At 71.4% G+C, this 24,702-nt stretch carries 35 protein-coding genes and 1 pseudogene; 35 read left to right on the top strand and 1 reads right to left on the bottom strand.

Translation table 11 applies throughout. The features are described from left to right. Positions 1-627: pseudogene (locus tag SH587_RS20560) on the bottom strand (hypothetical protein); the annotation flags it as partial. A gap of 234 nt (positions 628-861) precedes the next feature. Between SH587_RS20560 and fusA the strand changes: the two are divergent. The 35 genes from fusA to ligA all read left to right on the top strand — a co-directional run bounded on the left by fusA (position 862) and on the right by ligA (position 24,577). Further along, the gene (fusA, locus tag SH587_RS20555) at positions 862-2,955 is read left to right on the top strand and encodes an elongation factor G (RefSeq protein ID WP_320672525.1); all 2,094 of its coding nucleotides are present in this window, start codon (positions 862-864) and stop codon (positions 2,953-2,955) included. A 111-nt stretch (positions 2,956-3,066) separates the two neighbouring features. Continuing rightward, positions 3,067-4,251 carry an elongation factor Tu gene (gene tuf / locus SH587_RS20550; RefSeq protein WP_320672524.1) on the top strand — a complete coding sequence of 395 codons (1,185 nt, stop codon included), beginning with the start codon at positions 3,067-3,069 and terminating at the stop codon, positions 4,249-4,251. 272 nt (positions 4,252-4,523) lie between these two features. Next, on the top strand, positions 4,524-4,850 hold the full coding sequence (gene rpsJ / locus SH587_RS20545; RefSeq protein WP_007577043.1) for a 30S ribosomal protein S10: 327 nt from the start codon (positions 4,524-4,526) through the stop codon (positions 4,848-4,850). A 3-nt stretch (positions 4,851-4,853) separates the two neighbouring features. Beyond that, complete coding sequence (gene rplC / locus SH587_RS20540; RefSeq protein ID WP_320672523.1) at positions 4,854-5,471, top strand: 50S ribosomal protein L3; 618 nt, start codon at positions 4,854-4,856, stop codon at positions 5,469-5,471. Beyond that, positions 5,464-6,102 (top strand): 50S ribosomal protein L4, encoded by a 639-nt coding sequence (gene rplD / locus SH587_RS20535; protein WP_320672522.1) that lies wholly within the window; start codon positions 5,464-5,466, stop codon positions 6,100-6,102. The genes rplC and rplD overlap by 8 nt, the downstream gene beginning before the upstream one ends. Before the next feature lie 2 nt (positions 6,103-6,104). Continuing rightward, positions 6,105-6,416: a 50S ribosomal protein L23 gene (gene rplW / locus SH587_RS20530; RefSeq protein ID WP_320672521.1), complete on the top strand. Its 312-nt coding sequence runs from the start codon at positions 6,105-6,107 to the stop codon at positions 6,414-6,416. A gap of 2 nt (positions 6,417-6,418) precedes the next feature. After that, on the top strand, positions 6,419-7,264 hold the full coding sequence (gene rplB / locus SH587_RS20525; RefSeq protein WP_320672520.1) for a 50S ribosomal protein L2: 846 nt from the start codon (positions 6,419-6,421) through the stop codon (positions 7,262-7,264). Between the two features lie 5 nt (positions 7,265-7,269). After that, positions 7,270-7,542, top strand: a complete 273-nt coding sequence (gene rpsS / locus SH587_RS20520; RefSeq protein WP_320672519.1) for a 30S ribosomal protein S19 — start codon at positions 7,270-7,272, stop codon at positions 7,540-7,542. A 3-nt stretch (positions 7,543-7,545) separates the two neighbouring features. Further along, positions 7,546-8,217 carry a 50S ribosomal protein L22 gene (gene rplV, locus SH587_RS24685; protein WP_375341793.1) on the top strand — a complete coding sequence of 224 codons (672 nt, stop codon included), beginning with the start codon at positions 7,546-7,548 and terminating at the stop codon, positions 8,215-8,217. Position 8,218: 1 nt separating this feature from the next. Next, positions 8,219-9,067: a 30S ribosomal protein S3 gene (gene rpsC / locus SH587_RS20510; protein ID WP_375341792.1), complete on the top strand. Its 849-nt coding sequence runs from the start codon at positions 8,219-8,221 to the stop codon at positions 9,065-9,067. Next, positions 9,067-9,480: a 50S ribosomal protein L16 gene (rplP, locus tag SH587_RS20505; RefSeq protein WP_007577056.1), complete on the top strand. Its 414-nt coding sequence runs from the start codon at positions 9,067-9,069 to the stop codon at positions 9,478-9,480. The genes rpsC and rplP overlap by 1 nt, the downstream gene beginning before the upstream one ends. Continuing rightward, positions 9,480-9,686 (top strand): 50S ribosomal protein L29, encoded by a 207-nt coding sequence (gene rpmC / locus SH587_RS20500; RefSeq protein WP_320672518.1) that lies wholly within the window; start codon positions 9,480-9,482, stop codon positions 9,684-9,686. The genes rplP and rpmC overlap by 1 nt, the downstream gene beginning before the upstream one ends. Before the next feature lie 392 nt (positions 9,687-10,078). Further along, positions 10,079-10,312, top strand: a complete 234-nt coding sequence (gene rpsQ / locus SH587_RS20495; RefSeq protein WP_320672527.1) for a 30S ribosomal protein S17 — start codon at positions 10,079-10,081, stop codon at positions 10,310-10,312. Further along, positions 10,309-10,677 (top strand): 50S ribosomal protein L14, encoded by a 369-nt coding sequence (gene rplN / locus SH587_RS20490; protein ID WP_319955053.1) that lies wholly within the window; start codon positions 10,309-10,311, stop codon positions 10,675-10,677. Before rpsQ ends, rplN begins: the two co-directional genes overlap by 4 nt. 1 nt (position 10,678) lies before the next feature. After that, on the top strand, positions 10,679-11,014 hold the full coding sequence (gene rplX / locus SH587_RS20485; RefSeq protein ID WP_320672517.1) for a 50S ribosomal protein L24: 336 nt from the start codon (positions 10,679-10,681) through the stop codon (positions 11,012-11,014). A 10-nt stretch (positions 11,015-11,024) separates the two neighbouring features. Then, on the top strand, positions 11,025-11,642 hold the full coding sequence (gene rplE / locus SH587_RS20480) for a 50S ribosomal protein L5 (RefSeq protein ID WP_320672516.1): 618 nt from the start codon (positions 11,025-11,027) through the stop codon (positions 11,640-11,642). 3 nt (positions 11,643-11,645) lie between these two features. Next, positions 11,646-11,831, top strand: coding sequence for a type Z 30S ribosomal protein S14 (locus tag SH587_RS20475; protein ID WP_320672515.1), 186 nt, complete (start codon positions 11,646-11,648; stop codon positions 11,829-11,831). A 3-nt stretch (positions 11,832-11,834) separates the two neighbouring features. Next, positions 11,835-12,239, top strand: a complete 405-nt coding sequence (gene rpsH / locus SH587_RS20470; protein WP_320672514.1) for a 30S ribosomal protein S8 — start codon at positions 11,835-11,837, stop codon at positions 12,237-12,239. Between the two features lie 7 nt (positions 12,240-12,246). Beyond that, positions 12,247-12,780 carry a 50S ribosomal protein L6 gene (gene rplF, locus SH587_RS20465; protein ID WP_320672513.1) on the top strand — a complete coding sequence of 178 codons (534 nt, stop codon included), beginning with the start codon at positions 12,247-12,249 and terminating at the stop codon, positions 12,778-12,780. Then, positions 12,777-13,130 carry a 50S ribosomal protein L18 gene (rplR, locus tag SH587_RS20460; RefSeq protein ID WP_320672512.1) on the top strand — a complete coding sequence of 118 codons (354 nt, stop codon included), beginning with the start codon at positions 12,777-12,779 and terminating at the stop codon, positions 13,128-13,130. The genes rplF and rplR overlap by 4 nt, the downstream gene beginning before the upstream one ends. A gap of 12 nt (positions 13,131-13,142) precedes the next feature. Further along, positions 13,143-13,724, top strand: coding sequence for a 30S ribosomal protein S5 (gene rpsE / locus SH587_RS20455; RefSeq protein ID WP_320672511.1), 582 nt, complete (start codon positions 13,143-13,145; stop codon positions 13,722-13,724). Next, positions 13,721-13,900, top strand: coding sequence for a 50S ribosomal protein L30 (rpmD, locus tag SH587_RS20450; RefSeq protein ID WP_320672510.1), 180 nt, complete (start codon positions 13,721-13,723; stop codon positions 13,898-13,900). The genes rpsE and rpmD overlap by 4 nt, the downstream gene beginning before the upstream one ends. Beyond that, a complete protein-coding gene (rplO, locus tag SH587_RS20445) occupies positions 13,900-14,433 on the top strand; it encodes a 50S ribosomal protein L15 (RefSeq protein WP_320672509.1) in 534 nt (177 codons plus the stop codon). Before rpmD ends, rplO begins: the two co-directional genes overlap by 1 nt. Positions 14,434-14,609: 176 nt before the next feature. Continuing rightward, positions 14,610-15,887: a preprotein translocase subunit SecY gene (gene secY, locus SH587_RS20440; RefSeq protein WP_320672508.1), complete on the top strand. Its 1,278-nt coding sequence runs from the start codon at positions 14,610-14,612 to the stop codon at positions 15,885-15,887. Positions 15,888-15,948: 61 nt separating this feature from the next. Next, the gene (locus SH587_RS20435) at positions 15,949-16,620 is read left to right on the top strand and encodes an adenylate kinase (RefSeq protein ID WP_320672507.1); all 672 of its coding nucleotides are present in this window, start codon (positions 15,949-15,951) and stop codon (positions 16,618-16,620) included. An 11-nt stretch (positions 16,621-16,631) separates the two neighbouring features. After that, on the top strand, positions 16,632-17,396 hold the full coding sequence (gene map, locus SH587_RS20430; protein WP_320672506.1) for a type I methionyl aminopeptidase: 765 nt from the start codon (positions 16,632-16,634) through the stop codon (positions 17,394-17,396). 164 nt (positions 17,397-17,560) lie between these two features. Next, positions 17,561-17,674: a 50S ribosomal protein L36 gene (rpmJ, locus tag SH587_RS20425; RefSeq protein WP_084629688.1), complete on the top strand. Its 114-nt coding sequence runs from the start codon at positions 17,561-17,563 to the stop codon at positions 17,672-17,674. A 3-nt stretch (positions 17,675-17,677) separates the two neighbouring features. After that, positions 17,678-18,061, top strand: coding sequence for a 30S ribosomal protein S13 (gene rpsM, locus SH587_RS20420; RefSeq protein WP_320672505.1), 384 nt, complete (start codon positions 17,678-17,680; stop codon positions 18,059-18,061). A 21-nt stretch (positions 18,062-18,082) separates the two neighbouring features. Then, positions 18,083-18,478, top strand: a complete 396-nt coding sequence (gene rpsK / locus SH587_RS20415) for a 30S ribosomal protein S11 (protein ID WP_007577092.1) — start codon at positions 18,083-18,085, stop codon at positions 18,476-18,478. Between the two features lie 133 nt (positions 18,479-18,611). Then, on the top strand, positions 18,612-19,571 hold the full coding sequence (locus SH587_RS20410) for a DNA-directed RNA polymerase subunit alpha (RefSeq protein WP_320672504.1): 960 nt from the start codon (positions 18,612-18,614) through the stop codon (positions 19,569-19,571). A 33-nt stretch (positions 19,572-19,604) separates the two neighbouring features. Then, positions 19,605-19,958 carry a 50S ribosomal protein L17 gene (rplQ, locus tag SH587_RS20405; protein WP_320672503.1) on the top strand — a complete coding sequence of 118 codons (354 nt, stop codon included), beginning with the start codon at positions 19,605-19,607 and terminating at the stop codon, positions 19,956-19,958. Positions 19,959-20,141: 183 nt separating this feature from the next. After that, positions 20,142-20,591 carry a DUF1707 SHOCT-like domain-containing protein gene (locus SH587_RS20400; RefSeq protein WP_320672502.1) on the top strand — a complete coding sequence of 150 codons (450 nt, stop codon included), beginning with the start codon at positions 20,142-20,144 and terminating at the stop codon, positions 20,589-20,591. Positions 20,592-20,660: 69 nt separating this feature from the next. Further along, a complete protein-coding gene (gene truA / locus SH587_RS20395) occupies positions 20,661-21,449 on the top strand; it encodes a tRNA pseudouridine(38-40) synthase TruA (protein WP_320672501.1) in 789 nt (262 codons plus the stop codon). A gap of 22 nt (positions 21,450-21,471) precedes the next feature. Continuing rightward, positions 21,472-22,341: a 5'/3'-nucleotidase SurE gene (gene surE / locus SH587_RS20390; protein WP_320672500.1), complete on the top strand. Its 870-nt coding sequence runs from the start codon at positions 21,472-21,474 to the stop codon at positions 22,339-22,341. A gap of 49 nt (positions 22,342-22,390) precedes the next feature. Beyond that, the gene (gene ligA, locus SH587_RS20385) at positions 22,391-24,577 is read left to right on the top strand and encodes an NAD-dependent DNA ligase LigA (RefSeq protein WP_320672499.1); all 2,187 of its coding nucleotides are present in this window, start codon (positions 22,391-22,393) and stop codon (positions 24,575-24,577) included. Positions 24,578-24,702: the final 125 nt, after the last annotated feature.

The raw sequence follows: 24,702 nt of genomic DNA, 5'->3' as shown, positions 1-24,702 counted from the left end.
GGCGCGCCCGCGACGCGCCGCCCGCTCCCGTGCGCGCTCGCGCGGGCCCCCGGACCGTTCGCCGCCGGCCTCGCCGCCGACCGCCGCTCGCCGTCCCCGCCCTCGGCCACCGGGGCCCGCGCCGCCGTCGCCCGGCCCGCCGCCCTCCGGCCGACCGTCGACCGACCCGGCACCGCCGCCGATCCGCGACCCCAGCGCGACCGCGGTCAGCGCCGCCCCGCCGGCCAGCAGCGCCACCGCCCCGCCGGTCTCCGCGTACCAGCCGGGCCCGGCGCCGGAGACCGCGTCCAGGAAGTCGCGCCCGGCCGAGATCGTCTCGTCCAGCCGCGACCCGTCGCGCAGCGCCACCACCACGGCCAGCGCCGCGCCGAGCGCCGCGATCGCGCCCGCCGGACGGGCGTCGCCGCGCATCGCCGCGCCCAGCAGCACCAGCGCCGCGATCGCCACCAGCGGCAGCAGCGGACCGCTCCGCTCCCAGCCCGACACCTGGGTGTCGAAGCCGACCGCGGCCCCGGCCGACACCGCATACTCGATCACCGGCAGCACGGTCGCGGCGAGCAGCGCGACGACCCCGACGGCGACCAGCGCCGCGCCGGTCCACCAGAGCGGCGAACGGCCAGTGGCCACCGGCGATCGCGGGTCGTTGGACCGGGACCGATCGGCGGCGGAACCTCTGCTATAGTCCCCCGCCGCTGCCCGTCCGGTGCTGCCGCTCATGCGCGCCTCCCGGCGGGAAGCTTCTCGCGCTTCGTCGCACCCCTGGGGTGGACAAGCTCGGGACTCCGGTCCCGTTGCGCTGTCCGCATCCATGGGGTCCGTTCCTTGCCTTCCCAAGTCGTCTGCCTATCTCGGAAGATCTTCATGCCCCGCAAGTACTCCCTCGAGAAGACCCGGAATATCGGCATCATGGCGCATGTCGACGCCGGCAAGACGACGACGACGGAGCGCATCCTCTTCTACACCGGTCGCACGTACAAGATCGGTGAGGTCCACGACGGCGCCGCCACGATGGACTGGATGGAGCAGGAGCAGGAGCGCGGCATCACGATCACGTCGGCGGCCACCACCGCCGAGTGGCAGAAGCACCGCATCAACATCATCGACACGCCGGGCCACGTCGACTTCACCGTCGAGGTCCAGCGCTCGCTGCGCGTGCTCGACGGCTCGGTCGCCGTCTTCGACTCGGTCGCCGGCGTCGAGCCGCAGTCCGAGACCGTCTGGCGCCAGGCCAACGACTACAAGGTCCCCCGGATCGCGTACGTCAACAAGATGGACCGGATCGGCGCCAACTTCGAGCGCTCGGTCGAGACGATGATCGACCGGCTCGGCGCCAACGCCGTGCCGATCCAGCTGCCGATCGGGGCCGAGGCCGAGTTCGTCGGGATCATCGACCTGGTCGAGATGAAGGCCGAGATCTACAAGGACGACATCGGCAAGGAGATCGACGAGGTCGAGATCCCGGCCGAGTACGCCGACGCCGCGGCCGCCGCGCGCGAGAAGCTGCTCGACGCCGTCGCCGACCACGACGAGGAGCTCATGGAGCTCGTCCTCGAGGAGGCCGAGATCCCGGTCGAGCGGCTGAAGAGCGCGATCCGCGCCGCCACGCTCGATCTCTCGATCAACCCGGTCCTCTGCGGCTCGTCGTTCAAGAACAAGGGCGTGCAGCCGCTGCTCGACGCCGTCGTCGACTACCTGCCGTCGCCGCTCGACGTGCCCGCGATCCGCGGCACCGTCACGGCCAAGGACGGCGAGGAGCGCGAGGAGGAGCGTCCGTCGGACGACGAGGCGCCGTTCGCCTCGCTCGCCTTCAAGATCGCGACCGACCCCTACGTCGGCAAGCTGACCTTCTTCCGGGTCTACTCGGGCACGCTCGAGGCGGGCTCGAAGGTGCTCAACACGAACACCGGCAAGAGCGAGCGGATCGGCCGCATCCTGATGATGCATGCCAACGACCGCGAGGACGTCGATCGCGTCTACTCCGGCGACATCGCCGCCGCCGTCGGCATCAAGCAGGTCTACACCGGCGACACGCTCTGCGACCCGAGCAGCCCGATCGTGCTCGAGGCGATGGACTTCCCGGAGCCGGTGATCAAGGTCGCCGTCGAGCCGAAGACCAAGGCCGACCAGGAGAAGATGGGCGTCGCCCTCCAGCGCCTGGCCGAGGAGGATCCGACCTTCCAGGTCGAGACCAACGAGGAGACCGGCCAGACCGAGATCTCCGGCATGGGCGAGCTCCACCTGGAGATCCTCGTGGACCGCATGAAGCGGGAGTTCAACGTCGAGGCCAACGTCGGCACGCCGCAGGTCTCCTACCGCGAGACGGTCCGCTCGAAGGTCGAGAAGGTCGAGGGCAAGTTCGTCCGCCAGACCGGCGGCTCGGGCCAGTTCGGCGTCGTCTACATCGACATGGAGCCGGCGCCGGGCGAGGGCTTCGTCTTCGCCAACCAGATCAAGGGCGGCGCGATCCCGGTCGACTACCACCGCGCGGTCGAGCAGGGCCTGAAGGAGGGCATGGACTCGGGCCCGAAGGCCGGCTACCCGATGGTCGACGTCAAGGTCACCGTCGTCGACGGCAAGTACCACGAGGTCGACTCCTCGGAGGTCGCGTTCAAGATCGCCGCCAACATGGCGTTCTCCGCGGCGGCCAAGCGCGCCAAGCCGGTGCTGCTGGAGCCGATCTTCAAGGTCGAGGTCGTCACGCCCGAGGAGTTCATGGGCGACGTCATGGGCGACCTCAACCGCCGCCGGGGCCGGATCGAGGGCATGGAGGCCCGCGGCAACGCCCAGGTCGTCAACGCCTTCGTCCCGCTGAGCGAGATGTTCGGCTACTCGACCGACCTGCGGTCCGCCACGCAGGGCCGTGCCACCTACACGATGCAGTTCGAGCGCTACGACGAGGTCCCCGGCAACGTCGCCGAGGAGATCGTCGCCAGCCGGACCGGAGCGACGGCCTAGCCGGAACGCACGAAGCTCCCGGACTGGGCTACCTTTCGCAGGTTCGCCCATTTCCGGAGCTGAACACCCAGCACCGACCTTTCACACGCAGAAGAGACTCAGGAGCGAGCAGTGGCCAAGGAGAAGTTCGAGCGCGGCAAGCCCCACGTCAACGTGGGCACCATCGGTCACATCGACCATGGCAAGACGACGCTGACGGCGGCGATCACGACCGTGCTGGCGAAGGCCGGCGGCGGCGAGGCCCGCTCGTTCGCGGAGATCGACAACGCGCCCGAGGAGAAGGAGCGCGGGATCACGATCTCGACGTCGCACGTCGAGTACGAGACCGCCAACCGGCACTACGCGCACGTCGACTGCCCCGGGCACGCCGACTACGTCAAGAACATGATCACCGGTGCCGCCCAGATGGACGGCGCGATCCTGGTCGTGTCCGCCGCCGACGGCCCGATGCCGCAGACCCGCGAGCACATCCTGCTGGCCAAGCAGGTCGGCGTGCCGTACATCGTGGTCTTCCTGAACAAGGCCGACATGGTCGACGACGAGGAGCTCCTCGAGCTCGTCGAGGTCGAGGTCCGCGACCTGCTCAGCGAGTACGACTTCCCGGGCGACGACATCCCGTTCGTCGTCGGTTCGGCGCTGAAGGCGCTCGAGGGCGACGCCGAGTACGAGCAGAAGATCCTCGACCTGGCCGAGCAGCTCGACACCTACATCCCGGAGCCCGTCCGCGCGCTGGACAAGCCGTTCCTGATGCCGGTCGAGGACGTCTTCTCGATCACCGGCCGCGGCACCGTCGCGACCGGCCGCGTCGAGCAGGGCGTCATCAACGTCGGCGACGAGGTCGAGATCGTCGGCATCAAGGAGCCCTCGAAGACGGTCGTGACCGGCGTCGAGATGTTCCGCAAGCTGCTCGACCGCGGTGAGGCCGGCGACAACATCGGCGCCCTCCTCCGTGGCACGAAGCGCGAGGAGATCGAGCGCGGCCAGGTGCTCTGCAAGCCCGGCTCGATCACCCCGCACACCAAGTTCAAGGCCGAGGTCTACGTCCTCAAGAAGGAGGAGGGCGGCCGTCACACGCCGTTCTTCTCCGGCTACCGCCCGCAGTTCTACTTCCGTACGACGGACGTGACCGGCGTGGCGAACCTGCCCGAGGGCACCGAGATGGTCATGCCGGGCGACAACGTCCAGATGGAGATCGAGCTGATCCAGCCGATCGCCATGGACCAGGGCCTGCGCTTCGCCATCCGCGAGGGCGGCCGCACGGTCGGCTCCGGCGTCGTCTCGGAGATCATCGAGTAGCAGCACCCGTGGAACAGGCGCCCCGCTCGCCCACCGGAACCCGCTCGCGCCGTCACGGCCGACGAGCGCGGTGACGGCGGGCGGGGTCGCCACCCGCCCCGGCCCCCGGAGCCCGCGGTGATCCCGCGCGAGCCCCCCGGGGGTCGCTCGCTGGGCCGGTTTCGCAGCGCGCCTCACGCGCCGACCGGCGAGCGGGAGGGCACGACTCCCGCAGCACCCCAGCACAGAGCTTCTTCCAGACAGCAGACGGAACGGTAAGTAGAGAGCCCCCGATGGCCGCAGCCACACAAAACAAGATCCGCATCCGGCTCAAGGCCTACGACACGTCGGCCATCGAGTCGGCGGCGAAGGAGATCGTCGAGACGGCGCAGCGCACCGGTGCGACCGTCTCCGGTCCCGTGCCGCTGCCGACGGAGAAGAACGTCTACTGCGTGATCCGGTCCCCGTTCAAGGACAAGGACTCGCGCGAGCACTTCGAGATCCGCACCCACAAGCGGCTGATCGACATCCATCAGCCGACGCCCAAGACCGTCGACTCGCTCCAGCGGCTCGACCACCTGCCGGCGGGCGTCGACATCGAGATCCGTCTGGCGGGCTGACCGATGGCTGCGATCCTCGCCAAGAAGCTCGGCATGACCCAGCTGTTCCTCGAGGACGGCCGCGTCGAGCGCGTCACCGTGCTGGAGGCCGGGCCCTGCCCCGTCACCGGCAAGCGCACCGCGGACCGCGACGGCTACGACGCCGTCCAGCTGGCCTTCGGCGCGTCGAAGGAGAAGCACGTCTCGAAGCCCGAGCTGGGCCACCTGAAGAAGGCCGGCGTCGGTCCCCACCGCCACCTGGTCGAGTTCCGCGACGCGGGCCTCGACGTCGAGGTCGGCCAGACGGTGACCGTCGACGCGTTCGAGGCCGGCCAGAAGGTCAAGGTCTCGGGCACCTCGAAGGGCAAGGGCTTCCAGGGCACCGTCAAGCGCCACGGCTTCGGTCGCGGTCCGGTGACCCACGGCTCCCACAACACCCGCGCCCCGGGCTCGATCGGCGCCGCCGCCTACCCGGCGCGCGTCTTCAAGGGCATCCGCGGCCCCGGCCGCATGGGCGGCGGGCGCGTCACGCAGCCCGGCCTCGAGGTCGTGCGCGTCGACGCCGACGAGAACCTGCTGATCCTGCGCGGCTCGGTCCCGGGCCCGCGCAACGGCCTCGTGGAGGTGCGTACCGATGCCTGAGGCACCGATCCTCGGCGGCGGGACCGTCCAGCTCGATGACGCCGTCTTCGGCGCCGAGTTCAACGGCCCGCTCGTCCACCAGAACGTCCGCCACGAGCTGAACGCTCGCCGGCAGGGCACCGCGAAGACGAAGACCCGTGGCCAGGTCTCCGGCGGCTCGGCGAAGCCGTGGCGCCAGAAGGGCACCGGTCGCGCCCGCGCCGGCTCGACCCGGTCGCCGATCTGGACCGGCGGTGGCACGATCTTCGGCCCCTCGCCTCGCAGCTACACCTTCAAGGTCAACCGCAAGGAGAAGCGGGCCGCCCTCCGCAGCGCGCTCTCCCTGCACGGCCTCCGCGGCTCGGTCGCGGCCTTCGACATCGGCGGCTTCGCCGACCCGTCGACCAAGGCCGCCGGCTCGCTCCTGAAGGGCTGGGACGGCTCCGGCTCGATCCTGGTCGTCCTCGCCGAGTCCGAGGCGCGGGTCGCCCTGTCGTTCCGCAACCTGCCGAAGGTGTCGGTCCTCCCGGCCGAGGCCGTCGGCGTCGCCGACCTGGTCGGCGCCGGGCGCCTGCTGCTCTCGCAGGTGGCGATCGACGAGCTCACCAACCGCGCCGCCGGCAAGGCCGCCGCGGCGGAGGAGGTCTCCTGATCATGGATGCGACCCAGGTCATCATCCGCCCGGTCGTCAGCGAGAAGAGCTACGTCCTCGCGACGGTCGGCAAGTACACGTTCCGCGTCCATCCGGACGCTCACAAGACCCAGATCCGGCAGGCCGTCGAGGCGCTGTTCGACGTCGACGTCGTCGACGTGAAGACGGCCAGCGTCAAGAGCAAGCCGAAGCGGCGGGGCACGACCAGCGGGCGCACGCGCTCCTGGAAGAAGGCCATCGTCCAGGTCGCCGAGGGCCAGGAGATCCCGATCTTCCAGTCGCTCGATCTCAACCCGGCCGGCTCCGAGGAGTAGTCATGGGTATCCGCAAGCCGAAGCCCACCACTCCCGCCCAGCGGTTCGCGACCTACGCGGACTTCGCCGAGATCACGAAGACCGAGCCGGAGCGCTCGCTCGTCGAGGGTCTGACGAAGAGCGGTGGCCGCAACAACAACGGCCGCAAGACGGCGCGTCACCGGGGCGGCGGGGCCAAGCGCCTCTACCGCCGGATCGACTTCAAGCGCGACAAGGACGGCGTGCCCGCCAAGGTCGCCGCGATCGAGTACGACCCGAACCGGACCGCGTACATCGCGCTGCTGCACTACGCCGACGGCGAGAAGCGCTACATCCTGGCGCCGCGCAACCTGCAGGTCGGGACCAGCGTCCAGAGCGGGGCCGAGGCCGACATCAAGGTCGGCAACGCGCTCCAGCTGAAGGACATCCCGGCCGGCACCGTCGTCCACAACGTCGAGCTGCAGCCCGGCAAGGGCGGCCAGCTCGGTCGTTCGGCGGGGTCGTCGATCCAGCTGATGGCGAAGGACCAGGGCATGGCGACCCTGCGCCTGCCGTCCGGCGAGATGCGCCTGGTCCGCGAGGACTGCCGCGCGACCGTCGGCAGCGTCGGCAACGCCGACCACCAGAACGTGAAGATCGGCAACGCCGGCCGCAAGCGTCACATGGGCATCCGCCCGCAGACGCGCGGCACGGCGATGAACCCGGTCGATCACCCGCACGGCGGCGGCGAGGGTTCCACCACGCCCGGTCGTCACCCGGTCACCCCGTGGGGCGTTCCCACGCTGGGGTACCGCACCCGTAAGAAGAACAAGCCGTCCGACCGCTACATCGTGCGCGGTCGCCGTCGCGGCAAGGGCAAGAGGAAGTAGCCCCGATGAGCCGTTCGAGCAAGAAGGGGCCGTGGATCGAGGAGCGACTGATGTCGCGCATCGAGTCCATGAACGCCGCCAACGAGAAGAAGCTGATCAAGACCTGGTCGCGCGCCTCGACGATCTTCCCGGAGATGGTCGGGCACACGATCGCCGTGCACGACGGGCGCAAGCACGTCCCGGTGTTCGTGTCGGAGTCGATGGTCGGCCACAAGCTGGGCGAGTTCGCGCCCACCCGGACCTACCGCGGTCACGGGGACACCGCCAAGAGGCGCTGATCCATGGCTGACGAGACCCCCAACAACGACACCACCGACGAGCCGCAGGCCGAGGTGACCCCGGAGCCCGAAGCGGTCGCCGAGGAGCCGAAGGTCGAGGAGGCTGCCGCGACCGCCGAGGATTCGGCGGCCGAGGAGGCTGCGGACGTCCAGGACGAGGTCGTCGAGGACGAGGCGAGCGAGGAGGCCGACGAGGCCCCCGCGGCGCACGACCACGATCATGACCACGACCACGATCACGACCACAGCCACGCCGCACCGGTGCAGCAGGTTCGTGGCGGCGCCCGGGCCGACGCCCGCCGCGCTCGCCGCGCCCAGCCGGCCGGTGAGGCCCCGGTCGTCCGTGCCGTCGCCAAGTACGTGCGCACGACGCCCCGCAAGGCGCGCCTGATCGCGGACCTGATCCGCGACAAGGACGTCGAGCAGGCTCGCGCGATCCTGGCCCACAGCACGCGCTCCGCCGCGCAGGACTGGAGCAAGGTGCTCGAGTCCGCCGTCGCCAACGCGGAGAACAACCACGAGCTGATCGGGGACGACCTGCGGATCAAGACCGTGGTCGCCGACGACGGCCCGACGCTCAAGCGCTTCCAGCCGCGGGCCCAGGGCCGCGCGTACCGGATCAACAAGCGCACCAGTCACCTGACCATCCAGCTCACGCCGAAGGACGAGGTCTGACATGGGACAGAAGGTCCATCCCGAGTCGATGCGCGTGGGCTACATCCACGACTGGAAGAGCCACTGGTTCAGCGCGCAGAACACCGCCGACTTCCTCGATGAGGATCGCCAGATTCGCGATCACATCCAGGGGCGGCTCGCCCACGCCGGTCTCTCGGACATCACGATCCGGAAGAACAAGAACGAGGTCGAGGTGTCCATCCGGACCGCTCGCCCCGGCGTGGTGATCGGCAAGTCCGGCGTCGAGGTCGACGCCCTGCGCAAGGACCTGCACCGCATCACCAAGAAGCAGGTCAAGGTCAACATCCTCGAGGTTCGCCGTCCGGAGCTGGACGCGAAGCTCGTGGCCCAGTCCGTGGCCGAGCAGCTGCAGAACCGCGTCGCCTTCCGGCGCGCGATGAAGCGCGCCCTCACGAGCGCCATGCGCTCGGGCGCCAAGGGCTGCAAGATCCAGGTCGGCGGCCGCCTCGGCGGTGCCGAGATGTCGCGCACCGAGTCCTACCAGGACGGTCGCGTGCCGCTGCACACGATGCGCGCCGACATCGACTACGGCTTCTACGAGGCCCGTACGACGTTCGGCCGGATCGGCGTCAAGGTCTGGGTCAACAAGGGCGAGATCATGCCCGAGGGCTACGGCGGATCGGATCTGACCGACGTCGACGGCCCGAGCACCCAGGATCGCGACCGTCGGCGTGGCCGGCGGGACGACCGTGGCGGCGATCGCGGCGGCTTCCGCGGCGATCGCGGCGGTGACCGTGGCGGGCGCGGCCCGGGCCGTGGGCCCGGCGGCGGCGGTCGTCCGGGCGGGCCCGGCGGTGGCCGTGGCCGTGGACCCCAGGGAGGTCGCTGATGCTCGCTCCGAAGCGCGTCAAGCACCGCAAGGTGCACCGTGGCCGCAAGCGCGGCCTGTCGCGGGGTCAGAACCGCGTGCAGTTCGGTGAGTACGGGATCAAGACCCTCGAGGCCGGTTGGATCACCAACCGTCAGATCGAGGCCGCGCGTATCGCGATGACCCGCAAGATCAAGCGTGGCGGCAAGGTCTGGATCAACGTCTTCCCGGACAAGTCCGTGACCAAGAAGCCGGCCGAGACCCGCATGGGCTCGGGCAAGGGCTCGCCCGAGGGCTGGGTCGCCGTCGTCAAGCCGGGCCGCGTGATGTTCGAGCTGGCCGGCGTGCCGGAGCCCCTCGCTCGCGAGGCGATCCGGCTGGCCGGGCACAAGCTGCCCGTGAAGACCAAGTTCGTGACCGCGGAGGACGAGTGATGCGTCCCCAGGAGCTGCGCGACCTCGACGACGAGAAGATCGCCGAGCAGATCGCCACCGCACGCAAGGAGATCTTCGGTCTGCGCTTCCAGCAGGCGACCGGAGAGCTCGAGAACACTTCCACGCTGCGCACCGCGCGCCGCGACCTCGCTCGCGCGCTCACCATCGCGCGTCAGCGGGGCATCGACGTGGACGGGATCCGCTGATGGCCGACGAGAACACCGAGAACACCGAAGCGGCCGTCGACGAGGCCGCCACCGAGGCCGCCGAGGCGACCGAGGAGACCACCGAGGCCGCCGCCGAGGCGACCCCGGAGCCCCCTGCCGAGGAGCAGGCCGCCGCCGAGCCGAAGGTCGAGGGCCCGCCCGCCGACCTCTCGCCGTCGCAGCGCCGCCAGTGGTACCGCCAGCGGTCGGGCAACGTCGCCAAGCCGCCGCGCTCCCCCGAGGAGCGGGCTCGCGAGCGCGCCGAGGCCCGCAAGGCCAAGGCCGTCGCGCGGCGTCGCCGTCGGCTCCAGGAGCGCGAGCGCAAGAAGGCCGACCCGGCGCACCCGCGCACGGGCACCCCGGCCGTCGAGCGCGAGCCCGGGCGGGTCCAGATCCGCCAGGGCGTCGTCAGCTCCGCCACCGGCGACAAGACGATCATCGTGCGGATCGACGCCCAGAAGCGTCACCCGAAGTACCACAAGATCGTCCGTTCCTCGTCGAAGCTGCAGGCGCACGACGAGAACAACGAGGCCGGCGTCGGCGACACGGTCCGCGTGCGTTCCTCGCGGCCGATGTCGAAGACCAAGCGCTGGGCGCTCGCCGAGATCGTGGAGCGTGCCAAGTGATCCAGAACGAGTCCCGCCTGAAGGTCGCCGACAACACCGGCGCCCGCGAGATCCTCACCATCCGCGTGCACGGCGGCTCCCGCCGTCGCTACGCGCGGGTCGGCGACACGATCACCGCGACCGTCAAGTCGGCGACGCCGAACGGCTCCGTCAAGAAGGGCGAGGTCGTGAAGGCCGTCGTGGTTCGAACCCGCAAGGAGTTCGGCCGCGAGGACGGCACCTACATCGCGTTCGACGAGAACGCGGCCGTCATCATCGACGCCAACAACAACCCCCGTGGCACCCGCATCTTCGGGCCGGTCGCGCGCGAGCTGCGCGAGCGGTCCTTCATGAAGATCGTGTCGCTGGCGCCGGAGGTGCTCTAGCATGGGCCTTCGTATCCGTCGCGACGACACGGTCGTCGTGATCAGCGGCAAGGACCGCGGCAAGACCGGCACCGTCCTGCAGGTCGACCCCGCCAAGGAGCGCGTGGTCGTCGAGGGCGTGAACCTGGTCAAGCGCCACCAGCGGCCCAACCCCATGGCGACGCCCGGCAGCCCCGCTGCCCAGGGCGGCGTGATCGCCAAGGAGGGGCCGATCCACGTCTCCAACGTCATGCTCGTAGACCCGAAGACCAACAAGCCCACCCGCGTGGGCGTGACCCGCGGCGAGGACGGCCGCGCGACTCGCGTCGCGCGCCGCTCCGGCCAGCCGATCGACTGAGGTAGTTGCGATGAGTGCGACCACGACCGCGCGACTGAAGACGCAGTACCTCGAGCAGATCCGCCCCCAGCTCTTCGAGCAGGGCGACTACACGTCGATCATGCAAGTCCCGCGGCTCGAGAAGATCACCCTCAACATGGGCCTCGGCGAGGCGAAGCAGGACAACAAGACCTTCGCCGCCGCCGTCGAGCAGCTGACCGCGATCGCGGGCCAGCAGCCGAGCGTGCGCCGGGCCCGCAAGTCGATCGCCGGCTTCAAGCTGCGCGAGGGCATGCCGGTCGGCGCGGCGGTGACGCTGCGCGGCGAGCGCATGTACGAGTTCCTCGACCGTCTGCTCTCGATCGCGCTGCCGCGCGTCCGGGACTTCCGGGGCCTGAAGACGACGAGCTTCGACGGCCGCGGCAACTACTCGATCGGCGTCCGCGAGCAGATCATCTTCGCGGAGATCGACTACGACGCGATCGACCAGATCCGCGGGCTCGACATCAACATCACGACGAGCGCGAAGACCGACGGCGAGGCGTTCGCGCTGCTCGACGCCTTCGGGTTCCCGTTCTCGCGCGAGGGGAAGCGTCCCGAGGGCGCTCCGCCGCCGCGCGAGCTGTCCACGACCACCCAGGGGAGCTGACCCATGGCGAAGACCTCTCAGCGCGTCCGCCAGGCGCGCCCCTCGAAGTACCAGACCCGCGAGTACACGCGCTGCCGCAGCTGCGGCCGGTCGCGCGCGGTCTACCGCAAGTTCGGCGTGTGCCGCATCTGCCTGCGCGAGCTGGCGCACAAGGGCTACATCCCCGGCATGACGAAGAGCAGCTGGTAACCCATGGCGACGACTGACCCGATCGCGGACCTCCTGACCCGGATCCGCAACGCGATCACCGCCGCTCACCGGACGGTCGACGTCCCGGCCTCGAACGCGAAGCGCGAGATCGCCCGCATCCTCAAGGAGCAGGGCTACATCTCCGACGTGACCGTCGAGCCGGCGAAGGACACGCCGGGCGAGGTGCTCCACATCACGCTGAAGTACACCAAGGACCGCAGCTCGGCCATCACCGGCCTCCGCCGCGTGTCCCGCCCCGGCCAGCGCTACTACGTCGGCTCGGGCGAGGTCCCGAAGTCGCTGGGCGGCCTGGGCACCATGATCGTTTCCACGTCGAGCGGCGTCATGACCGGTCACGAGGCTCGCGCTGCGGGCGTCGGTGGCGAGGTCTGGGCCGAGGTTTGGTGAGGCGCGCATGAGCCGCATCGGACGCAAGCCGATCCCCGTCCCGAGCGGGGTCGACATCACCATCGAGCCCGGCGCCGTCTCGGTCAAGGGCCCCAAGGGCACGCTGTCGGAGGCCATCCACCGCGACATCACCGTCACCCAGGAGGGTGCGGAGATCCTGGTGACCCGGCCGACCGACCGTGGGCCGCACCGCGCGCTGCACGGCCTCAGCCGCAGCCTGATCGCCAACATGGTCGAGGGCGTCACCGACGGCTTCACCAAGACGCTGGAGATCCAGGGCGTCGGCTACCGCGCCGCGCTCAAGGGCAAGAACCTCGAGCTGGCCCTCGGCTACTCGCACCCCGTCGCGATCGAGGCCCCCGAGGGCATCGAGTTCGAGGTGCCGCAGCCGACCCGGATCGTGATCAAGGGCACGAGCAAGCAGCTCGTGGGCGAGATCGCGGCCAAGATCCGCAAGCAGCGGCCGCCGGAGCCCTACAAGGGCAAGGGCATCCGCTACGAGGGCGAGTACGTCGTCCGGAAGGTGGGCAAGCGCGCATGAGCGTCGTCACCAAGGAGGCGCGCCGCCTCAAGCGTCGGCGCCGCGTGCGGGCGAAGGTCTCCGGCACTGCCGAGCGGCCGCGCATCGCCGTGTTCCGCAGCAACCGCGGGATCTTCGCCCAGCTCATCGACGACGAGCGCGGGCACACGATCACGGCCGTCCAGTGGACCGAGCCGGAGCTGCGGGACCTGCCGAAGAAGGACCAGGCCGCCAAGGCCGGCCAGCTGCTGGCCGAGCGCGCCAAGGCCGCCGGGGTCGAGACCGCCGTGTTCGATCGCGGCGGCTACCAGTACCACGGACGCGTGCAGGCGTTCGCCGAAGCGGTCCGCGAGGGCGGGCTCACCGTCTAGGAGCCCTGAGCAATGGCTATCGATCGAACTGTCAGCCCCGTCGGGTTCGACCTGCAGGAGCGGGTCGTCGAGATCAACCGCGTCGCCAAGGTCGTGAAGGGCGGCCGCCGGTTCTCGTTCACGGCCCTCGTGGTCGTCGGCGACGAGAACTCGGTGGTCGGCGTCGGCTACGGCAAGGCCAACGAGGTCCCGACCGCGATCCAGAAGGCCGTCGAGCGTGCGAAGAAGGACCTCTTCAAGGTCCCCAAGCACGGCTCCACGATCACCCACCCGGTGATCGGGCGCTTCGGCTCCGGTCAGGTCCTCCTGAAGCCGGCCTCGCCGGGTACCGGCGTGATCGCCGGTGGCGGCGTCCGCGCCGTGCTCGAGCTGGCCGGCCTGCACGACATCCTCAGCAAGAGCCTCGGCTCGCAGAACCCGATCAACCTGGTCAAGGCCACGGTCGACGGGCTCCAGCAGCTGCGGACCCCCAAGGAGGTCGCCGACCTCCGTGGGCTCAGCGTCGCCGACGTGCTCGGCCTGCAGGCCCGCGAGGCCGAGGCCGTCGCCGAGGGCGCCGAGTCCGAGTCCGAGTCCGAGGAGGTCCCGGCGTGAGCACGCTGAAGGCCACCCAGTTCAAGTCGGCGATCGGCAGCAACCAGGCGCAGCGCGACACCCTGCGCTCGCTCGGGCTGCGTCGGATCGGCCACACCGTCGAGGTCCAGGACACGCCGCAGCAGCGCGGTGCGCTGCACGCGGTGCGCCACCTGGTGCGCGTCGAGGAGGCGTGATGAGCACCGAACAGAACACGGCTCCCACCACCACCCCCGACTCCCAGTCGCTCGCCGAGACCGGGCTCCACTCGCTGAAGCCCGCTCCGGGCAGCCGCAAGCCGCGCAAGCGCGTCGGCCGCGGCCACGGCTCGGGCACCGGCAAGACCTCCGGCCGCGGCCACAAGGGCGCCGGTTCGCGCTCGGGCGCCAAGGACCGGAGCGGCTTCGAGGGCGGTCAGAACCCGCTCCAGTCGCGGATGCGCAAGCTGCGCGGTCCGAACAAGAAGACGTCGATGCCGTTCGAGCGGTTCCGCACGGCCACCCAGCCGGTGAACCTCGACGACCTGGCCGACCGCTTCGAGTCCGGCGCCGAGGTGACCCTCGACGCGATGCGCGCGAAGGGCCTGGCCACCCGCAAGGACGTGCCGGTGAAGGTGCTCGGCCGCGGCGAGCTGCAGGGCCCGCTGACGGTCCACGCCCACCGCTTCAGCGCCTCGGCGCAGCAGGCGATCGAGGCCGCTGGCGGCACGGTCGTCGTCGTCGAGGACTGACCCAGGAAGTCCGGTCGCGCCGGCGATGCTCCCTGCGCACCTCGCTCGGAGCCGCCGGTGCGTACCATCCTGATTCCCGGCGCGGGCCCGCACGGCCCGCGTCGTCCGTTTCACCGGGACGCGCCACGGCCGTCCCTGCCGTCTGACCGTCCACCGCCACTGCGAGCACCAGCACGATGATCCGCATCCTTACCGGCGCGTTCACCGTTCCCGAGATCCGCAAGAAGATCGGTTTCGCGCTGCTGATGCTGGCGCTGTACCGGATCGGTGCGCAGATCCCGGTGCCGGGCGTGTCCTCCGAGGGCGTCAAGGCGCTGCAGGAGTCCGCGTCGTTCCAGGGCGGCGGTGCGCTGCAGCTGCTGAACGTCTTCTCGGGCGGGGCGCTGAGCCAGATCGCGATCTTCGCGCTCGGGATCATGCCCTACATCACCGCGTCGATCGTGCTGCAGCTGCTGCAGGTCGTGGTGCCCTCGCTGGAGAAGCTGAAGCAGGAGGGCGAGATCGGCCAGCAGCGGATCACGCAGTACACCCGTTACCTGACCGTCGCGCTGGCGGCCGGGCAGTCGGTGGCCTACGTCTTCCTCTTCAAGTCGCTCTCGAGCCAGGCCGGCGAGCCGCTGATCGCGGACTTCGGTGCCGGTCGGGTCTTCATGATCGCCGTGTCGCTGACCGCGGGCGCGATGATCGTGATGTGGATGGGCGAGCTGATCACGCAGCGCGGGATCGGCAACGGCATGTCGCTGATGATCTTCGCCTCGATCGTGTCGGGGCTGCCGTCGGGCGTCAGCAACTGGTGGCAGAGCGGCGACCAGGTCTTCAAGGTGATCATGCCGTTCCTGGCGCTCGGCATCATCGCCGCGGTCGTCTTCATCCAGGAGGGCCAGCGGCGGATCCCGATCCAGTACGCCAAGCGCGTGATCGGGCGCCGGATGAGCGGCGGCGGCCAGACCTACCTGCCGCTGAAGGTCAACATGGCCAACGTGATCCCGGTGATCTTCGCGGCCTCGATCATGTCGATCCCGCCGACGATCGCGCAGTTCGTCACGCACGACCCGGCCAACGGGGTCCAGGAGTTCCTGCGCTACGGCAGCTGGGCCTACGTCGCCGGCGAGACGCTGTTCATCATCCTGTTCACCTACTTCTACACCGCGGTCACGTTCAACCCGGTCGAGCAGGCGGACAACCTGAAGAAGTACGGCGGGTTCATCCCCGGCGTGCGGCCCGGCCGCCCGACCGCGGAGTTCCTCGACCGCGTGCTCGCGCGATTGACCTTCCCCGGCGCGCTCTACCTCGCCGCGGTGGCCGCGTTGCCGACGATCCTGTTCAACCAGACGACGCAGGGCTTCGCGTTCGGCGGCACCTCGCTGCTGATCGTCGTCGGCGTCGCGCTGGACACGGTCAAGCAGGTCGAGGCGCAGCTGATGATGCGCAACTACGAGGGCTTCCTGAAGTGAGCCCCCGCGACCCACGGCGCGTGGGATCGGTGGGCGATCAACGGCACAGAGGACGGACGGCATGACCGAGTTGAACCTGATCCTGCTGGGGCCCCCGGGCGCCGGCAAGGGCACCCAGGGCGAGCGCCTGACCGCGAGCGAGCCGCTCGAGTACATCGTCACCGGCGAGATCCTGCGGGCGGCCGTGCGCGAGGCGACCGAGCTCGGGTTGAAGGCCAAGGGCTTCATGGACGAGGGCCAGCTGGTCCCCGACGAGCTGGTGATCGGCCTGATCCTGGAGCGCGTCCGCGCCGAGCAGGCGACCGACGGCTTCCTGCTCGACGGCTTCCCCCGCAACATCGCCCAGGGCGAGGCGCTCGACGCCGCCCTCTCCGAGCTGGGGCGCGACCTCAACGGCGCGCTGCTGATCGAGGTCCCCGACGAGGAGATCGTCCGCCGGCTCTCGGGCCGTCGCGTCTCGCAGTCCGGCCGCATCTACCACGTCGAGTTCGACCCGCCCAAGGTCGAGGGCAAGGACGACGTCGACGGCAGCGACCTGATCCAGCGCGACGACGACAAGCCGGAGACGATCCGCAAGCGGCTGGCCGTCTACCACGAGCAGACCGCGCCGCTGATCGGCTACTACGAGGAGCGGGGCCTGCTGCACCGCTTCGACGGCACCGCGCCGGCGGACGAGGTCGAGGCCCACGTCCGCAAGACGATCTCGACCCTGCGGCTCGAGGACGCGGTCTAGCCGCGACGCGCGTGGCCGTCCGCCTCAAGCGCCCCGACGAGGTCGACGCGATCGCGGCCGCCGGCCGCGTGGTCGCGGACGTCCTCGACGAGCTGCAGGCGGCGGTCCGGCCGGGCATGACCACGGCCGACCTCGACGGCCTCGCCCGTGAGCGGATCGCCGCCGCGGGCGGGACCCCGTCGTTCCTCGGCTACCGCGGCTTCACCGGGGCGATCTGCGCCTCGCCGAACGACCTGGTGGTCCACGGGATCCCCGGCCCGGTCCGGCTCGACGAGGGCGACATCGTCTCGCTCGACGTCGGCGTGACGCTCGACGGCTGGGTCGCGGACGCGGCCCGGACGGTGGCGGTGGGGGAGATGGGGGCGGCCGACGGCCACCTGGTCGAGACCGCCGAGGCGGCGCTCGTCGACGCGGTCGCGGCCTGCCGGGTCGGCGGCCACATCGGCGACATCGGGGCCGCGGTCGAGGCCCGCGCACGGGCCGGCGGGCTCCAGGTCTTCCCCTCGCTGATCGGCCACGGCGTCGGCCGCGCGCTGCACGAGGAGCCGCAGGTGCCGAACGTCGGCCGCGCCGGCACCGGCCGGCCGCTCGAGGCGGGGCTGGTGATCGCCGTCGAGCCGATGCTGACCCTCGGCCGGGCCGCGATCCGGATGGCCGACGACGGCTGGTCCGTCTTCACCGTCGACGGCGCCCGTGCCACCCACGCCGAGGTCACGGTGGCGATCACGGAGGAGGGCCCGCGGGTCCTCACGCCGTGGGGCGACCGGTCCTGGTGACCGGCCGCGGGGGCCGCAACGCGCGCCGTCTGAGCCGTCTGGTATCTTCTCCAGTCTGCGCGTGTCACGTCCTGCCCTGGACCGTGCGCGCCTCAGTGACTGGTAGCGATGGGCGGTAGCGCCGTCAGAGCCAGGTCGCTGGTCATCGAGCCGAGAAGGGAACCATGAAGGTACGACCGTCGGTCAAGCCGATGTGCGAGAAGTGCAAGGTCATCCGCCGCAATGGCGCGGTGCTGGTGATCTGTCAGAACCCGCGGCACAAGCAGCGGCAGGGCTGACCCATGGCACGTATCGCCGGCATCAACATCCCGCTCAACAAGCGGATCGAGATCGGTCTCACCTACATCTACGGCATCGGCCGCTCGGGCTCGAACGAGATCCTGGCCGCTACCGGGATCGACCGTGACACCAAGGTTCGCGACCTCACCGAGGACCAGGTCTCCGCGCTCCGCGAGCACATCGACCGCAACGTGGTGGTCGAGGGCGACCTCCGCCGCGAGCGCAACCAGAGCGTCAAGCGCCTGATGGAGATCGGCTGCTACCGCGGGCTGCGCCACCGGCGCAACCTGCCCGTGCGCGGCCAGAAGACCAAGACCAACGCCCGGACCCGCAAGGGCCCGAAGCGCATGCCGACGGCGGGCAAGAAGAAGCCCGGCAAGAAGTAACCCGGAGTCATCTAGAACCTCATGCCCGCTCCCAAGCGCCCCGCGCGCGGCCGCCGCAAGCCGAAGAAGAACATCCCGGTCGGCCAGGCCCACATCAAGACGAGCTTCAACAACACGATCGTCTCCCTGACCGACAAGGAGGGGAACGTGATCGCGTGGGAGTCCGCCGGCGGCGCCGGGTTCAAGGGCTCGCGCAAGTCGACGCCGTTCGCGGCGCAGGTCACCGCCGACTCCGCGGCGCGCAAGGGCATCGAGCAGGGCCTCGAGAAGGTCGAGGTCTTCGTCAAGGGCCCCGGCTCCGGTCGCGACACGGCGATCCGCTCGCTCCAGGCCGCCGGTCTGGAGATCACGACCGTTCGCGACGTCACCCCTCAGGCCCACAACGGCTGCCGCCCCAAGAAGCGGCGCCGGGTCTGATCGCCGATCGCCTCACGCACCTGACGCGATCGGTCCGGTCGGGTGGGGGCCGGCCCGCTCTCACCCCACCGACCCCGCGGTCGCTCGCCCTCTCAGCGACCGCCCGTCTTCCGACGACGAAGCAAGGACCCTGATGCTCGACTACCAGACCCCGCGGATCACCAGCGAATCCGTGGAGGACAACCGCGGCACGTTCACGATCGAGCCCCTCGAGCGCGGCTTCGGCTACACCTTCGGCAACTCGCTTCGCCGGGTGCTGCTGAGCTTCCTCTCCGGTGCGGCGGTCACCAACGTCCGGATCGAGGGCGTGGCGCACGAGTTCACGACGCTCGACGGGGTCACCGAGGACGTCACCGACATCGTCCTCAACCTCAAGGCGCTCGTCTGCCGGATGCACTCCGACGCGACCGAGGTCGAGGCCCCGCTGGTCGCCGAGGGCCCGGGCGAGGTCACCGCGAAGGACATCGACCTGCCCGCGGGCGTCGAGATCCTGAACCCGGACGCCCACATCGCCACGCTCGAGGCCGGCACCAAGCTCGAGGTCTACCTGACCATCGGCCAGGGCCGCGGCTACCGCTCCGCCGACGAGAACAAGACGCCGGACCAGCCGATCGGCGTGATCCCGATCGACTCGATCTTCTCGCCGATCAAGCGCGTCGCCTACCGCGTCGAGCCGGCTCGCGTCGGTCAGCGCACCGACTTCGACCAGCTGTCGCTCGACATCGAGACCGACGGTTCGATCGAGCCGGGCGAAGCCCTGCGCGAGGCGTCCGAGATCCTGATCCAGCAGCTGGCGGTCTTCACCGACCCCGACCGCGTCGAGGAGCTTCGCGCCTCGGTCGGTGGCGAGCTGGAGGACGGCCTCGTCGGCGACGGGGGCTTCGGCGACCCGACCGACGAGATGATGATCGAGGAGCTGGAGCTCGGCGTCCGCTCCTACAACTGCCTGAAGCGTGCGGGCATCCAGACCGTGGGCGACCTGACCTCGAAGACCGAGGCCGAGCTCGCCGCCATCCCGAACTTCGGCAAGAAGTCGATCGACGAGGTCGTCGAGACGCTCGCCGCGCGCGGCTACGGCCTCCGCGACGAGTAGTCGTAGCGGCACGCTGCCCAGAAGGACCTTCCCATGCGCCATCAGAAGACCCGCCACAAGCTCAGCCGCGACAGCGCCCACCGCAAGGCGCTGCTCCGCAACCTCTGCAAGGAGGTCATCGAGCACGAGCGCATCACGACCACGCAGGCCAAGGCCAAGGCGCTGAAGCCGGAGATCGAGCAGCTGATCACGCTCGCCAAGCGCGGCGACCAGCACGCCCGCCGGCAGGCCCTGTCGCAGCTCGGCCAGGACAAGTTCTCGACCTACAAGCTGTTCGAGGACATCGCCCCGCGCTACGCCGAGCGCTCGGGCGGCTACACCCGGATCCTGAAGCTCGGGCCGCGCAAGAGCGACGCGACCGAGATGGTGTTGATCGAACTCGTCTGAGGGCGGCGCCTGGCGTCCGTGGACGCGTCGCATCTCGGGCCGGCCGACCCGACCGGCGACGGTCCACGAACACCAGGCATCCACCCTCTGCAGTGCCGACACGGCCGCCCTCGGGCGGCCGTTTCGCGTTTCCTGGGGAGGTCGTTGGGGTGGGCGCCGCGGCGGCGGCGCTACCCTCGAACGGTGAGCACCTGGCGGGCGATCTCGACCGCGACGATGCGGATCGGCGACGGCGAGCGCGAGGGCGCCGAGCGGGAGCTGCGACGGCAGTTCGCCGCCGGCCGGCTGGAGGCCGACGAGCTGGAGGAGCGGCTGGCGCTGGTCGCCGCCGCCCGCGACCGGGCGGACCTGGGCCGGGCCCTCCGCGACCTGCCGGGAGCGCTGAGGCGGGTGCTGACCGCCCCCGCCCGGACCCGCGGGGCCGAGGTCGCCCGGCGGGTCGACCGGGCGGCGATCCGCACCCACACCGTCGCCTTCGCCGGCCTCAACGGCGGCGCGGTGACCGTCTGGGCGGCGGCCGGGGCCGGGGTCTTCTGGCCCGCCGCCGTCCTCGTCCCGACCACGCTGTTGCTCGGCGGCCACGTGCGGGCGCGGCGGGCGGTCCGCCGGCGGCTGCCCTCGGGCCGGCCCTAGCGGCGTCCCCGTCCCGGCCCCGCGGTCGCAGCGCGCCCCCGCCGCCGGTGCGCGAGGATGGCCAGCGGCGTGCGCACGACCCGGCTGGAGATCGAGTACGACGGGACCGACCTGGTCGGCTGGGCCGCCCAGCCCGGCCTGCGGACCGTCCAGGGCGAGCTGGAGCGGGCGCTGACCACGATCCGCCGGCGCGAGACGCGGCTGACCGTCGCCGGCCGCACCGACCGCGGGGTCCACGCCGTCGCCCAGGTCGCCTCGTACGAGGGCGAGCCGGCCGACGTCCGCGGGGTCAACGCGATCCTGCCCCACGACATCGGCCTGCGGTCGGCCGTCGCCGTCGAGGCCAGCTTCGACGCCCGCCGCGTCGCCACCAGCCGCACCTACTGCTTCCGGCTTCACACCCGCCGCACGCCCTCGCCGTTCGGCCGCCGCTGGGCCCTCTGGTGGCCGCACCCGGTCGACGACGACGCGCTCCGCGCCTGCACCGCGCTGCTGACCGGCGAGCCGGACTTCACCGCCTTCACCCCGACCCGCAGCGACCACGTCCGCTTCCGCCGGCGGGTGATCCACGCCGCCTGGCGGCGCGAGGGCGAGCTGCTCGAGTTCTGGATCGAGGCCGACGCCTTCATGCGCCACATGAACCGGATCCTCGTCGGCACGATGCTCGAGGTCGCCGCCGGCCGCCGCACCGTCGAGAGCTTCGCCGCGCTGCTGGAGGGCGCCCCGCGGGCCGCCGCCGGCGTCACGCTGCCGCCCCAGGGCCTGCACCTGGCCGGGATCGGCTACCCCGAGCTGGTCGGCGGGCCCGCGCTGCCGCCGCCCGGCTGGGGACGGCCGCCGTGGGCCGACGGCCGCTGATCCCGCGTAGGCTGGGTGGGGCATGACGATCCGCGTGCTCCTGACCAACGACGACGGCATCCAGGCCGAGGGGCTGCAGGCGATCCGGCGCGCCCTGGTCCGGCTGCCGGGAGTCGACCTGCGGGTCGTCGCTCCCGACGGCAACCGCTCGGCGACCGCGCGGGCGATCACCGTCCGCCGCCCGCTGGCCGTCGCCGAGGTGCCGTTCGACGACGGCACCGTCGGCCTCGCCACCGACGGGATGCCGACCGACTGCGTGCGCCTGGCCACCCACGGCGTGATCGAGGACTGGCGCCCCGACCTCGTCGTCAGCGGGATCAACCACGGCGCCAACCTCGGCGAGGACGTCACCTACTCCGGCACCGTCGCCGCCGCGCTCGAGGCCGTGATCCACGACATTCCCGGGATCGCGCTCTCGATGGCCTCGCCCCACGGCGAGTGGTCGCTGCGGCGCGAGCACACGTGGGACTTCAGCGCCGCGGCCGAGGTCGGCGCCCGGGTCGTGGCCGAGCTGCAGCGCGGCCTGCTGCCGGGCAGCGGCGAGACGCCCCCGGCCGGCGCGGTGCCGGTGCCGGAGCGGACGATCCTCAACGTCAACGTCCCGCTCGGCGCGCCCGAGGCGGTCGAGATCACCCGCCTCGGCCGCCGCCGCTACCGCGACGAGCTGCAGCCGGTCGAGACCCTGCCCGACGGCCGCCGCAGCTACTGGCTCTACGGCACCGACCACGGCTTCGAGCCGGTCCCCGGCAGCGACCTGGCCGCCGTCGCCGCCGGCCGCGTCTCGATCACGCCGCTGCACCTCGACCTGACCCACGAGACCGCGATCGCCCCGCTCGAGGGCCACGGCTTCGAGGGGCTGCTCGACCGGCTCGGCGAGCTGGTCGAGGAGTAGGCCGCCGAACCCGCACGGCGTCGGCCGCCGCTCGTATCCTCGACCGGTGATGGCGAAGACCACGCTGCCCGCGCCCCCGAAGGGCGACGACCCCGCCGAGCGCGTCGCCTGGCTGCGCGTCGTCGTCGAGCACCACCGGCGCCGCTACTACGAGCAGGACGACCCGGAGATCGGCGACGAGGACTACGACGCCCTCTTCCAGGAGCTGGAGCGGCTGGAGGCCGAGCACCCCGAGCTCGACCGCCCCGACTCGCCGACCAAGCGGGTCGGCGGCGCGACGCTCGACAAGCTGGTCAAGGTCCAGCACGAGCAGCCGATGCTGTCGCTGGCCAACGCCCACCAGCCCGACGAGCTGCAGGCCTGGGTCGACCGGATGCGCAGCCACCTGGCGCGCGAGGGGATCGAGGACCCGTCCTTCCGGTTCGTGACCGAGCCGAAGGTCGACGGGCTGGCGATGAGCCTGCGCTACGAGGACGGGCTGCTGGTCCGCGCCGCCACCCGCGGCGACGGCGAGGTCGGCGAGGACGTCACCCACAACGTCCGCACGATCCCGACCGTCCCGCTGGCCGTCGACGACGCCCCCGCCGTGCTCGAGGTCCGGGGCGAGATCTACATGGCCCTGCACGACTTCGAGCGGCTCAACGAGCGCCGCGCGCAGGCCGGCCTCTCGACCTTCATGAACCCGCGCAACTCGGCCGCGGGCACGATCCGCCAGCTCGACCCGAAGCTGGCCAAGACCCGCCCGCTCTCGTTCTGGGCCTACGGGGTCGGCGTCGTCGCCCGCGGCGGCCAGGTCGACGCCGACGAGGCCGAGGCCAGCGCCGCGGCGGCCGGCGGCACCACCGAGTCGGTCGCCGAGGCGCTCGGGGTCGACGGCCACGCCGCCACCCTCGAGTGGCTGAAGGAGCGCGGCTTCCCGGTCAACGAGGACGTGCGGGTGCTCGACGACGTCGACGCCGTCGTCGCCCGCTGCGGCGAGTGGGAGCAGCGCCGCGACCGCCTGACCTTCGAGATCGACGGGGTCGTGATCAAGGTCGACGACTACGAGCTGCAGCGGCGGCTGGGCAGCGTCGGCCGCGACCCGCGCTGGGCGATCGCCTGGAAGTTCCCGCCCCGGACCGCCGTCACCACGCTGCTCGACGTCGTCTGGAGCGTCGGCAAGTTCGGCGACCTGCACCCCTACGCCGTGCTCGATCCGGTGGTCGTCTCCGGCGTCACCGTCAGCCAGGCCACGCTCCACAACGAGGAGGACCTGGAGCGCAAGGACGTCCGGCCCGGCGACCGGGTGATCGTGCTGCGGGCCGGCGACGTGATCCCGCAGGTGATCTCGCCCGCGCCGCACGAGGCCGAGCGCGACGACCGCGCCGCGCCGCCGCAGCCGCCCGGGGCCTGCCCGGCCTGCGGCACCCCGACCGAGAAGCCCGAGGACTCGGTCTTCACCCGCTGCCCGAACCGCGGCGGCTGCCCCGGCCAGCAGTACCAGCTGCTGAAGCACTACGTCAGCCGCGGCGCGATGGACATCGACGGGCTCGGCGAGAAGCAGGTCCACCAGCTGCTCCAGAGGGGCCTGGTGCGCAACGCCGCCGACCTCTACGAGCTGACCGTCGAGCAGCTGGTCGAGCTGGAGGGCTACGGCGAGATCTCCGCCAACCGGGTCGTCGACGCGATCGCCGCCTCGAAGCAGCAGCCGTTCGCGCGGGTGCTGTTCGCGATCGGGCTCGAGGAGGTCGGCCAGGTGACCGGCCGCAACCTCGCCGCCCGCTTCCGGACGGTCGACGCGCTGCGCGCCGCCACCCCCGAGCAGCTGGCGGCGACGCCGGGCGTGGGGGAGAAGATGGCCGAGATCATCGCCGAGCGGCTGGCCGACCCGGCCGTCGTCGAGCTGGTCGACCGGCTGCGCGCTCACGGCGTCCAGATGGAGCAGGAGGGGGCGCCGCCCGGCGAGGGGCTGCTCGACGGCCTGACGGTGGTGCTGACCGGCACCCTGCCGACGCTGACCCGCGAGCAGGCGACCGAGCGGCTGACCGCGGCCGGCGCGCGGGTCACCTCGTCGGTCTCGAAGAAGACCTCGGCCGTCGTCGCCGGCGAGTCGGCCGGCAGCAAGCTGGAGAAGGCCGAGCGGCTCGGGGTCCCGGTGCTCGACGAGGAGGGCCTCGGGCGGCTGCTGGCCGAGGGGCCGGAGATGCTGGTGCCGGAGGAGGACGAGGACGAGGGGGAGGCCCCGGCCGCGGACTGAGCGGCCGCCGGGTGCGACCGCCACCCGGCCGCGGCTGCTACGGTCGCAGGACCGGCACACCGCCCACTCGACCGGGGCGCATCAGCGCCCACCCGGGTTCCGCACCGCTTCGCGCGGTGGACCGC

The organism is Patulibacter defluvii (assembly GCF_034096925.1).
In the GTDB taxonomy this organism is placed as follows: Bacteria; Actinomycetota; Thermoleophilia; order Solirubrobacterales; family Solirubrobacteraceae; genus Patulibacter; species Patulibacter defluvii.
This window is presented reverse-complemented; position numbering and strand designations above follow the sequence as displayed.